Below are 11016 nucleotides of genomic sequence, written 5' to 3'. Positions count from 1 at the left end.
GAAAAGGCGAATATCGAGACCACGAAGACGGTGGTCGCGAATGAGATCAGCGCCAGTGGCCCAAGTCCGCTGGCGGATCCCAGAGCCACGCTGGCACCGACCATGAACAGGACCTTGGGGATGGCAAAGGCGGGCGGTGACAGGAAAAAGGTGGCAATGGTGTCCACATAGGCCCAGAAAAGCCCGACAAGCCCTGCCAGGTAGAGCACGCTGAGCACGCCGATGCCGGTAAAGACCACCAGCACGATGCCCGTGAGGACTGTATTGCCGGTGATCCAGGCGAAACCGGAGATGATGAGCAGCAACACCACCAGCAGGGTGTCCACCATGGTCATCAGCCAGTCACCCTGAAGGTAGCGGTACACGCCGAAGCCGCCGATGGCGAGTGCGGCGGGAATACAGAACATCATGATGATGGACAGGCGGAAGTCATCCGACAGCCTCTTACGGATGTTGCCGTACTGATTTCCAAGTTTTTTCAGCATCATGCGATCACAATAGCCCGTGAGCGGGTAAAATGCACTGACTAAGTACCCGAAATGGCTCTGGAATGCGAACCGAGACAGACGCATTGATGCTTTCGGCCGGAATGGCACTCTTTCTCGGGGTGACCGGTCTGGTCCTGTCCGTGATCACGGGATCCCAGGTGATCCTGCTCGATGGGCTCTTCAATCTCATCTACAGCGTTATGGCCTTTCTCAGTGTTCGGGTCGCCCGCTTGCTGGCCATGCCGGACAATGAGAAATATCCCTTCGGCCATGCCTACTTCGAGTCCCTGGTCAATGCTGCCAAAGGCCTGCTCATCCTGGGAATTTCCCTGCTGGCCCTGGGGGATTCCGTGCTGGTGCTGCTCTCCGGTGGCCGGGAGATCGTCGCTGGTCTGGCCATCCTTTATTCGGTGATCGCAACCACCAGCAGCATTATGACCTTTGTGTTGCTGCGCCGTGCCCGGCGTCATACCACCAGTCCACTGGTGGAGGCGGACTTCGCCAACTGGTGGATCAACACGGTGATCTCGGCCTCGGTGCTGCTGGCTTTCTGCCTGATCCCGCTGGCGGAGGCGGTGGGCTTTTCCGTGATCACCCCCTATGTGGATCCTCTGATGGTGGCCACGGTGGTGGTGCTGTTCTGCCTGAGTACGCCTTTCCGGATGGCTTCGGATGCCATCAAGGAACTGCTCAACCGGGCGCCGCCGAAGCATGTGCGTCAGCCGGTGCATGATGTGGTGGAGGCCGTGGTGGAGGAATGGGGGGCACAGGATTTTTCGCTGCGGATGGTGCGCCCGGGCCGGACTCTCTACCTGCTGGTGCACGTGGTGCTTCCGGCGGCGAGTGACAACGGAACCCTGGGCCAGCAGGACCGTATCCGCACCGATCTGGACGGGCGCCTGCGTCGTATTGTTCCGTCACTGGTGCTGGATGTGGTTTTTACGGCCGATCCCCGCTGGGCGGCGCCCACCAATGGCCATGAACCCGCCTGAAGGGCCAGCCCCGGCACGGGTGTGATACCCTTTGCCCCGCTGCCAGCAATTGAGGTGACCCGTGAGCCCCATCCTCTCCATTGAGAATCTCGACAAGACCTACCCGGACGGATTCCAGGCACTCAGGAACATCAACCTGGCGATTCACAAAGGGGAGATTTTCGCGCTCCTGGGCCCCAATGGCGCCGGCAAGACCACGCTGATCAGCATCATCTGCGGCATCGTCAACGCCACCGGCGGCCGGGTCACCGTGGACGGTTACGACATCCAGCGTGACTATCGCCAGACGCGTTCCCGCATCGGCCTTGTCCCCCAGGAGCTGACCCGGGATGCGTTCGAGACCGTCTGGGACAAGGTCAGCTTCAGCCGCATGCTGTTCGGCAAGCCGCGCGATGACGCCTATCTGGAAAAGGTGCTGCGCGATCTTTCCCTGTGGGAAAAGCGCAACAGCCAGCTGCGCATGCTCTCCGGGGGCATGAAGCGGCGGCTGCTCATTGCCAAGGCACTGGCTCACGAGCCGTCAGTGCTGTTCCTTGATGAGCCCACGGCCGGTGTGGACGTTGAACTGCGCCAGGGCATGTGGGAGACGGTGGAGTACCTGCGCCAGAGTGGCGTCACCGTGATCCTCACCACCCATTACATCGAGGAAGCGGAAGAGATGGCGGACCGCATCGGCGTCATCAATCAGGGCGAGATCGTTCTGGTGGAAGACAAGAAGCAGCTCATGCGCAAGCTGGGGACCAAGCAGCTGGTGCTGCAGCTGCGCGAGTCGCTGGAGGCCATTCCCGCAGCTCTGGCGGATTACGATCTGGGGCTCTCCGAGGACGGCAGCGCGCTGATCTACACCTATGAGACGCAGTCCGCCCGGACCGGTATTGACGACCTGATGCAGGCGCTGGGGGAGGCGGGGATCCGCTTTACGGACCTGCATACGACCCAGAGCTCGCTGGAGGACATTTTCCTGGACCTGGTGAACGGATCATGAATCTGCGCGGCATGTATGCCATCTACCATTTTGAACTGGCCCGGGCCCTGCGCACCTGGCTGCAGTCGATCATTTCCCCGATCGTGACCACCTCGCTCTATTTCGTGGTGTTCGGGGCGGCCATTGGCTCAAGGGTGCAGGAGGTGGAGGGCGTTCCCTACGGGGCCTTCATCGTCCCCGGCCTGATCATGCTCATGCTGCTGACCCAGAGCGTGACCAACGCCTCCTTTGGTATTTTCTTCCCGCGCTTTACCGGCACCATCTACGAGGTGCTGTCCGCGCCCGTTTCCTACCTGGAGGTAGTGGTGGGCTATGTGGGCGCGGCGGCGACCAAATCCCTGGTGCTGGGGCTGATCATCCTCTTCACCGCCCAGCTGTTCGTGGACGTTCCCATCGCTCACCCCTTCCTGATGTTGGCGTTCCTGGTGCTGACCTCCTTCACGTTCAGCCTGTTCGGTTTCATCATCGGGATATGGGCGGAAGATTTTGAGCAGCTCCAGGTGGTCCCCCTGCTGCTGGTCATTCCGCTGACCTTCCTGGGTGGCACCTTCTACTCCCTCGATGTGCTGCCGGAGTTCTGGCAGACCGTGTCGCTGTTCAACCCCGTGGTCTACCTGGTCAGCGGTTTCCGCTGGAGCTTCTATGAAGTCTCGGATGTCCCGTTGCTGGTCAGCCTCGGCATGACCTTCTTCTTCATGCTCCTGTGCCTGACGCTGGTCTGGTGGATCTTCCGCACGGGGTATCGTCTCAAATCCTGAGCAGGGGATGCGCTCTGGCTCAGAAATAGAGCTGGGTTCCGATGGAAAAACCGTACAGCCGGTGTCCCTGTTTTTCCAGAAAACGATTGTATTCGATATTCAGCCCAGCGGCGCGGCTGAAATTGATCTGGAACCCAGCGCCATAGGAACCGGAAAATTCGCTTCTATTCAACGTGGAATCCGGGCGCTCAAAGCGGGCCTTGAACTCACTGAACCCGCCGAAGATGTAGAACGAGGATCGGCTGCCTATCGGCGCATGGGCGGTCATGTACGTGCTACCAAAATGCTGCACCTTGGTGTTGACCAGCTCACCATCCGGCGCCAGTGCGCTCTCATTCTCAATACCCGTGCCGTAGCGGGCTTCAACGGCAATATAGTCCAGTACGAAAACGCCACCCCTCAGGGTGATCATCGAGGGGGTTGCTGAAGTGATCAGCCGGTCGGAAGAGAACGTCAGGCGGGCGTACTGGGCTCCAAGAAAGGTTGTACCCTGATCGATGGGGCGTTGCGGCCCGGCTACGGCAAACGGAGAAGTAACGAGAAGCAGTGCCCCCAAAATAATGATGCGTTTCATTGAAGTTGTGTCCCTGAAGCCCATTGGTTTTCCATTGAGGCTGGATCATGGCATGCCTGTTTTTCCGGTCAATCCTCTCATCCAGTTCGGGGCTGGAATTGATGAATCATCCACATTTCACCGTATGAATGCGGTTGGATAGCTGCACCGTTAGCAATCCGTACCGGCATTATGGTCAATGGCAATGGCGCCAGATTCGTCATAATCGGATTATCAGTCACAATCCGAGGAGAGGCTCATGGCCCGCGATGCAATGGGATACGCCCTGAGCGCGCTCAACCATCTGGCTGGTTCAGGGGTGCTTGACCGCCTGGGAGTACGGCGCACTGCTGAGAACATCAGCTATTACCTGAGTCGTTCCAGCTTCAGTGCGATCAGCACCAGCGCCCGCCAGTTCCGCAACCTCAATCCCCTCAAACGCCCCCAGCGCCTGCAGGCCCCCGGCGAGACCCGTGACCTGTTCGATCTGAACATCACGGACGAGCAGCGCATGATCCGTGAAAGCGTGCAGGAATTCGCCCGCGAGGTGCTCCGGGAGCGCGGGGAACCCGCGGACACGGAGCAGAGCATCGCGCCCGGAACCCTGGAGCAGGCCTCCGAACTCGGTCTGACGCTCTTTGCCGTGCCGGAGGCGCTGGGGGGTGCGGCCACGGAACGTTCCCCGGTCACCTCAATGCTGGTGGCGGAAGACCTGGCGCACGGGGACATGGGGCAGGCCATTGCCATCCTCGCGCCTGTTTCCGTGGCGAATGCGCTCACCCAGTGGGGGAGTGCCCACCAGCAGGGGACCTACCTGGTGGAATTCGCCGGCGACCACCCGCCGGTGGCCACCATCGCAGTTTCCGAACCCGCCCCCCTGTTCGATCCGTTGCGCCCGGCCTGCACCGCCAGCCGCCGGGGCGATCACTACGTGCTCAAAGGCACCAAGAGCCTGGTGCCGCTGGCGGCGCAGGCGGAGCTCTTCCTGGTGGCCGCGATGACCGAGGACGGGCCCGGCGTGTTCATCGTGGAAGGGGGCAGCCAGGGGCTCGGTGTCGAGGCGGATTTCGCCATGGGGGTCCGGGCCGGCGGCCAGGGGCGTGTCACCCTTGATGGTGTGACGGTGCCGGTGGCCAACCGGCTCGGCGCCGGTGATTTCGACTACCGGGCCTTCGTGGACCTGGGCACCCTGGCGTGGTGCAGCCTGGCCATCGGCACCAGCCAGGCGATGCTGGACTACGTGATCCCCTACGCGAATGAACGTACCGCCTTCGGCGAGCCGATCAGCCACCGCCAGGGTGTGGCCTTCCTGATCTCGGATATGGCCATCGAGCTGGATGCCATGCGCATGCTCACCTGGCGCGCTGTCTGCCGCGCCGAGCAGGGCCTGCCCTTCCGGCGTGAGGCGCACCTGGCTCGGACTCTGGTCAAGGATAAGGCCATGGGCATCGGCACCAACGGTGTACAGGTCCTGGGCGGCCACGGTTACACCCACGAATACCCCGTAGAACGCTGGTACCGGGACCTGCGGGCCACCGGTATCGCCTTCGGCGGCCTGCATCTTTAAGGGAGGGCATGGCATGAACCTGGAAATCCCGAAGAAATTCCGTTCACTGGTCAACAATGCCCACCAGGTCGCTGCGGGCACCTTCAGGCCCATTTCACGCTATTACGACCGGCATGAGCATGAGCGCCCGAGGGAGCTGGATATGCTGGCTTCGATTCTGGATGGGTTCAACGAGGGCGATCCCTCCAACTCGGCGGGCGCCGCGACCACCGGGGCCAGTGGCGAGGCTGGCACCGAAGGCGTGCGTAACGGCTCCAACATGGGCGTCTGTCTCGGCGCCATGGAGCTGTGCTACGGCGACGTGGCCCTGATGCTCTCGTTGCCCCGCCAGGGGCTGGGCAATGCCGCCATTTCCGCTGTTGCCACGGATGAGCAGAAGCAGCGATTCGAAGGTAAATGGGCGGCCATGGCTATCACCGAGCCCGGCTGCGGCTCGGATTCCGGCGCCATCCGGACCACGGCTCGCCGTGAGGGCGACGAGTACGTCCTCAATGGCGAGAAGATCTATGTGACCGCCGGTGAGCGGGCGGACTGCGTGGTGGTCTGGGCAACCCTGGATCCGTCCATGGGCAAGGCTGCCATCAAGTCATTCGTGGTGGAGTGGGGCACGCCCGGCATGGAGCTGGCGCGCCTGGAGAAAAAGCTGGGCATTCGGGCCTCGGACACCGCCGCCATCCACTTCCAGGACTGTCGGGTACCGGCGGAGAACCTGCTCGGGAGTCCCGAGATCGACACCAGCAAGGGCTTTGCCGGTGCCATGCAGACCTTCGACAACACCCGTCCCCTGGTGGCGGCCATGGCGGTGGGCTGCGGCCGTGCCGCGCTGGAACGGTTGAAGGAACTCCTCGCCGACCAAGTGAATCTGGATTACGGTCAGCCCGTGGACAATGGCTCCGCCGTTGAGGCCGAGATCTACCGCATGGAGGCGGAATGGGAGGCCGCCTACTGGCTGACCGTGCGTGCCGCCTGGATGGCGGACAACCATCAGCCCAATTCGGTTCAGGCTTCCATGTGCAAGGCCAAGGCCGGGCGCGTGGGTAACTGGATCACCCTGCGCTGCGCCGAACTGGCGGGCACCCTGGGCTACAGCGAGGAGGAACTGCTGGAGAAATGGGCCCGGGACTCCAAGATCCTGGACATCTTTGAAGGCACCCAGCAGATCCAGAACCTGATCATTGCCCGGCGCCTGCTGGGATTGAGTTCCAGCGAGCTGCGGTGATCGGCTGATTGCCTCAACGGGGGTCAGCGGTGACAATAACGCCTGTCATCGCTGTACCCGATCAGGAGGAATCATCACCGTGAAAGCCGTTTTCCTGGATGCCGATACCCTTGGGTCGGACGTGGACCTGGGCCCGATGCAGGCCGCCGCGGATCTGACCCTCCATGGAACCAGTGCTCCCGAACAGGTGGCCGAGCGCATCGCGGATGCCGAAGCCGTGGTCACGAACAAAGTGGTTCTAAGGGATGAGCATTTCGCGGCGGCGCCGGATCTCCGTGTCGTGGTCGTCACTGCCACAGGGGTCAATAACATCGACCTGGAAGCGGCCGAGGCCAGGGGCATCCGTGTGGTCAACGCCATCCGTTACGCCCGGCCCGTACTGGTCCAGCATACGTTCTCCCTGATCCTGGCCCTGGCCAACCGTCTGGTGGATTACGTCCAGGATGTACGCGCCGGCTGGTGGCAGCAGAGCCCCATGTTCTGTCGCATGGATCATCCCATCATCGAGCTGGAGGGCAGGACCCTAGTGGTGCTTGGGTATGGCGATCTGGGGCAGGGCGTGGCCCGGCTGGGGCAGGCCTTTGGGATGGATGTGCGGATCGCGGCCAGACCCGGGCAGCCGGAAGGGGAGGTGGATGGTTTCCCCCGGCAGTCGCTGGAGAGGCTGCTCCCTGTCGCGGATGTGCTTTCCGTGCACTGCCTTCTGAGCGATGACACCCGGGATCTGATCGATGCGCAGGCTCTCAGGACCATGAAGGAGTCCGCATTGCTGGTGAACACCTCCCGGGGCGGTATCGTTAACGAGCAGGCGCTGGCGGATGCCCTGCGCCAGGGCGACATTGCCGGCGCCGGCGTGGACGTCCTGACACAGGAACCGCCGGTGGATGGCAATCCCCTGCTTGCCGACGATATTCCCAACCTGCTGGTGACCCCGCACTGTGCCTGGGCGAGCCAGGAGGCCCGGCAGCGCATGGTGCAGCAGAGCGCCGACAACCTGCAGGCCTTCGCCGCCGGCACCCTGGAACGGTGGGTGGTGTGAGACTGACCCGGCAGGCCCATGAAGCGGTTGCCGGGGTGCTGGGCGAGGGCGGCCTGGCGCTGGATGCCACGGCCGGGAATGGCCATGACACCCGGTTCCTGGCGGAGCAGGTGGGCACCACGGGCCATGTCTGGGCAATGGATGTCCAGCCTGCTGCTATCGAGGCCACCCGAAACCAGCTTGCCGACGCCGGGCTTGGCGAGCGCGTGACCCTCCTTTGTGAAAGCCATGCCCATATCCGGGAGCAGGTTAGGCCCCACGGGGAGCGGCAGCTGGATGCCGTGATGTTCAATCTGGGCTATCTCCCCGGCAGTGACCGCACCCGCACCACCGGGGCGGACACGACAATCCCTGCTCTGGAACAGTCGATGGCAATGCTGGCCTCCGGCGGCTGTCTGTCGCTGATGGTGTACCGCGGCCACGATGGTGGCGAGGCCGAATGGAACGCCATCCGCGAATGGCTGACCGGGAGCGGTTATGAGTGGCGCATGCCTGTTGACCCGTCCGGCCACCGCGGTCCTGTCCTGGTGCTTCTTACACGCTGAATCCGCGTTTCGGTGGACAGCTGTTCCGGGTATTGCCACCCTGTCCCTGCGGGGAATTTTTCTGAAAGTCCGGTGGTCCGCTGGGGGAGGGTATAATGGCATGGTTGAGAACAGTGCTTCTGGCGCTGGCTGTGATGGTGCCAGCCCCAGCGCTGGCCGAGGGAGTCCCTCAGGACCGCACGCTGCACATTACCAATGGCGAGTGGCCACCCTATCTGGGCAGGGAAGAGCCCGGTTACGGCATTGCCTCCCGGATCGTGACCCGGGCGTTCGAGCGCGCCGGCTACCGGGTCGAGTATGAATTCCACCCCTGGGCCCGGTCCCTGTATCTTGCCCGCAGGGGCCAGCGTGACGGCACCGCGGTCTGGATGCCTTCCAGTGAGCGGCGCGAGGACTTCTTCATCAGTCGGCCGGTGATCGTCACCGAATACGTGTTCTTCCACCGGGCGGACATGCCGTTTGACTGGGAAAACACAGCCGATCTTGCCGAGTACCGCATTGGACTGACCCGCGGTTACGATTATGGCGACGTGATCGACCGGGTGACGAGCCAGGGGATTGCCACCACGGAAACCGTGTCATCGGATGAGCTGAATTTCCATAAGCTGCTGGCGGGCCGCATTGACCTGTTTCCCATGGACCGGGTGGTCGGCCAGCGGATGATCAGTGATCTTCTCAGTGAGAAAGAGGCGAAGGCGTTGACCTGGCATCCCGAACCGGTCCGTGAGGACCGGCTTCATCTGCTTCTCTCCCGCGAGGTGGCGGGCAATGCCGAGCGCATCGAGAATTTCAACCGGGCACTGAAAGCCATGCGCCGGGAAGGTGGGATCGAGCGGATCCTGGTGGACACGCTGGGTAACGACGTGCCCGCCGTGGAACGGCTCACCCCCGATCAGGTGGACTGACGCGCCCGGCCCAGTAGGGCTTCGGCGATCCGGTCCAGTGCCAGGGTGTCACTGACCGCCTCCATCTCCACTGCTGTTCCCGGCATCCCCCAGACCACGCTGGTCTCCTCGTTCTGGGCCACGGTGTAGGCGCCCAGCTCGTGCAGCTCCTTCATGCCCCTGGCTCCATCATCGCCCATGCCGGTGAGCAGGGCGGCAACGGCATTCTTTCCGGCTTCATTGGCCACGCTGCGGAACAGCACATCCACCGAGGGCCGGTGGCGATTCACCGGGTCACCGTCATGGAGCTGGCAGGTGTAGCGGGCACCGTCACGCTTGACGGTCAGGTGGCGGTTGCCGGGGGCTACATAGACGTGGCCGGGAATGATCCGCTGGCCATGCTGGGCTTCGGTGACCGTCACCGCGCAGGTGCCATCCATGCGGTTGGCAAAGGCCCGGCTGAACTCCTGGGGAATGTGCTGGGTGATGACCACCCCCGGGCTGTCCGGGGGCAGCTGCTCCAGAACGTGGCGCAGGGCCTCGGTGCCGCCGGTGGAGGCGCCCAGGGCGATGAGCCTCTCGGTGCTCTTCAGGTCACCGGGGCGGCGCTTGGGCAGCACCGAGCCCGCGCTGCGCTTTTCCCCGGCCGGGCGGGAACTGGCGGTAACCCGGGCGGAGGCGGCCATGCGGACCTTGTCCTGGATCTCCCGCGCGTAGTCCTGGAATTCGCTGGCGACGTTGACCTGGGGCTTGGCGACATAGTCGACGGCGCCGATCTCCAGCGCTTCCAGAGTGACCTCGGCGCCGTCCTGTGTCAGTGAGGACACCATGAGAACGGGCATTGGGCGCAGCCGCATGATGTTGCGCAGGAAGGTGATGCCGTCCATCTTCGGCATCTCCACGTCCAGCGTGATCACATCCGGATTGTGGGCCTTGATCTTCTCCCGCGCGTCATACGGATCGTGCGCGGTGTCCACCACCTCGATGTCCGGGGCATCGTTGAGCATTTCCGTCAGCATCTGGCGGATCAGCGCCGAATCGTCGACCACAATGGTGCGGATCATCTGGTACTCCCGGTTCATCGGTTATTCGAAAAGATCCACATCGCCGCCGGACACCGGTTCTTCCTCCAGTTCGTGGAGGTAGTGCTCCTCGCGTTCGATGAGTGTCTGGTTGCGGGTACGGTAGAGTTTCTTGCTGAAGGCGCGCCCGGTATCCGGGAAGAACTGTACCTTGCGCGGGTAGGCGCCTCCCAGGTCCCGGCTGATCAGTCCCAGGGATTCGGTCGCGCAGTATTCCATGGCGAACTCGATATTGCGCTGCCCGATGTCCGTGGTCACACCCTTCAGGACACGGCCCCCACCGAAAAGCTTGACCTCAAGGTCCTGGCGGCGAGCGCCGAGTTTCAGGATGCGGTTGATCAGCTGCTCCATGGCGTTGTTGCCGTAGCGGGTGGCCAGGTTGACCGGGTCGTCCACCCAGCTTTCCGGGTCACCGCCCCGTGTGGGCAGCATGAAGTGGTTCATGCCCCCCACGCCGCGTTTCGGGTCCCGGATGCAGGCAGCCACACAGGAGCCGAGGGTGGTGACGATCATCTCATCGCCCCGGCTCACATAGAACTCGCCGGGCAGCAGTTTGGCCGCCCAGACGTGGTTGACCGGGTCCCAGTAGCGCCGGATCCGCTCAAAGCCGGGCAGGGCGCGGGGCTGTCTTGGGTGGGTTGTGATCGCTGCTTCCGCCATGGTCAGTCCACTCGTTCGTAGATGGTACGGCCATGGGAGACAAAGCGTTCAGTGACCTTCCACAGGGATTCCGAGTGGCCGATGTAGAGCCAGGCGCCGGGCGCGGTGTAGCGGTGCAGCTGCTCGAACAGCTGCGCCTGAAGTTCCTTGTTGAAATAGATGACGGTATTGCGGCAGAAGACGATCCGGAACCGTTCGCTGAAGGGCCAGTCGTGGAGCAGATTCTGGGTGTCGAAGGTGACCA

Annotated in this window: 13 protein-coding genes; 8 read left to right on the top strand and 5 right to left on the bottom strand. The window is 62.9% G+C overall.

What is annotated here, in order from left to right:
* The coding region (locus QZ501_RS13370) for a hypothetical protein (protein ID WP_295720175.1) at positions 1–488 on the bottom strand (488 nt) is incomplete at its 3' end.
* A gap of 62 nt (positions 489–550) precedes the next feature.
* Between QZ501_RS13370 and QZ501_RS13365 the strand changes: the two genes are divergently transcribed.
* From QZ501_RS13365 to QZ501_RS13355, 3 genes are all read left to right on the top strand, one after another.
* Complete coding sequence (locus QZ501_RS13365; RefSeq protein WP_295720172.1) at positions 551–1480, top strand: cation diffusion facilitator family transporter; 930 nt, start codon at positions 551–553, stop codon at positions 1478–1480.
* A 61-nt stretch (positions 1481–1541) separates the two neighbouring features.
* Positions 1542–2465, top strand: coding sequence for an ABC transporter ATP-binding protein (locus tag QZ501_RS13360; protein ID WP_095617943.1), 924 nt, complete (start codon positions 1542–1544; stop codon positions 2463–2465).
* Complete coding sequence (locus QZ501_RS13355; RefSeq protein ID WP_095617942.1) at positions 2462–3223, top strand: ABC transporter permease; 762 nt, start codon at positions 2462–2464, stop codon at positions 3221–3223. The genes QZ501_RS13360 and QZ501_RS13355 overlap by 4 nt, the downstream gene beginning before the upstream one ends.
* A 19-nt stretch (positions 3224–3242) precedes the next feature.
* On the opposite strand, the gene QZ501_RS13350 is transcribed toward QZ501_RS13355, so the two are convergent.
* Positions 3243–3797 carry an outer membrane beta-barrel protein gene (locus tag QZ501_RS13350; RefSeq protein WP_295720168.1) on the bottom strand — a complete coding sequence of 185 codons (555 nt, stop codon included), beginning with the start codon at positions 3795–3797 and terminating at the stop codon, positions 3243–3245.
* 238 nt (positions 3798–4035) lie between these two features.
* On the opposite strand from QZ501_RS13350, the gene QZ501_RS13345 reads away from it, so the two are divergent.
* From QZ501_RS13345 to QZ501_RS13325, 5 genes are all read left to right on the top strand, one after another.
* Complete coding sequence (locus QZ501_RS13345) at positions 4036–5343, top strand: acyl-CoA dehydrogenase family protein (protein WP_295720165.1); 1308 nt, start codon at positions 4036–4038, stop codon at positions 5341–5343.
* Positions 5344–5356: 13 nt separating this feature from the next.
* A complete protein-coding gene (locus tag QZ501_RS13340) occupies positions 5357–6562 on the top strand; it encodes an acyl-CoA dehydrogenase family protein (protein ID WP_160898643.1) in 1206 nt (401 codons plus the stop codon).
* Between the two features lie 79 nt (positions 6563–6641).
* Positions 6642–7601 (top strand): D-2-hydroxyacid dehydrogenase, encoded by a 960-nt coding sequence (locus QZ501_RS13335; RefSeq protein WP_160898642.1) that lies wholly within the window; start codon positions 6642–6644, stop codon positions 7599–7601.
* Positions 7598–8146 (top strand): class I SAM-dependent methyltransferase, encoded by a 549-nt coding sequence (locus QZ501_RS13330; RefSeq protein ID WP_295720162.1) that lies wholly within the window; start codon positions 7598–7600, stop codon positions 8144–8146. The genes QZ501_RS13335 and QZ501_RS13330 overlap by 4 nt, the downstream gene beginning before the upstream one ends.
* 95 nt (positions 8147–8241) lie before the next feature.
* Entirely contained in the window at positions 8242–9051 is an 810-nt protein-coding gene (locus QZ501_RS13325) for a transporter substrate-binding domain-containing protein (RefSeq protein WP_295720159.1), read from the top strand.
* Here the strand turns inward: QZ501_RS13325 and QZ501_RS13320 are convergent.
* The 3 genes from QZ501_RS13320 to QZ501_RS13310 all read right to left on the bottom strand — a co-directional run.
* The gene (locus QZ501_RS13320) at positions 9039–10094 is read right to left on the bottom strand and encodes a chemotaxis response regulator protein-glutamate methylesterase (protein ID WP_237416517.1); all 1056 of its coding nucleotides are present in this window, start codon (positions 10092–10094) and stop codon (positions 9039–9041) included. The genes QZ501_RS13325 and QZ501_RS13320 overlap by 13 nt on opposite strands.
* Positions 10095–10115: 21 nt before the next feature.
* Positions 10116–10772, bottom strand: a complete 657-nt coding sequence (gene cheD, locus QZ501_RS13315; RefSeq protein WP_151440880.1) for a chemoreceptor glutamine deamidase CheD — start codon at positions 10770–10772, stop codon at positions 10116–10118.
* Between the two features lie 2 nt (positions 10773–10774).
* On the bottom strand, positions 10775–11016 hold a 242-nt coding region (locus tag QZ501_RS13310; RefSeq protein ID WP_295720155.1), incomplete at its 5' end, for a CheR family methyltransferase.

Source organism: uncultured Halovibrio sp. (genome assembly GCF_913056445.1).
GTDB classification, from domain to species: Bacteria; Pseudomonadota; Gammaproteobacteria; order Pseudomonadales; family Oleiphilaceae; genus Halospina; species Halospina utahensis_B.
This window is presented reverse-complemented; position numbering and strand designations above follow the sequence as displayed.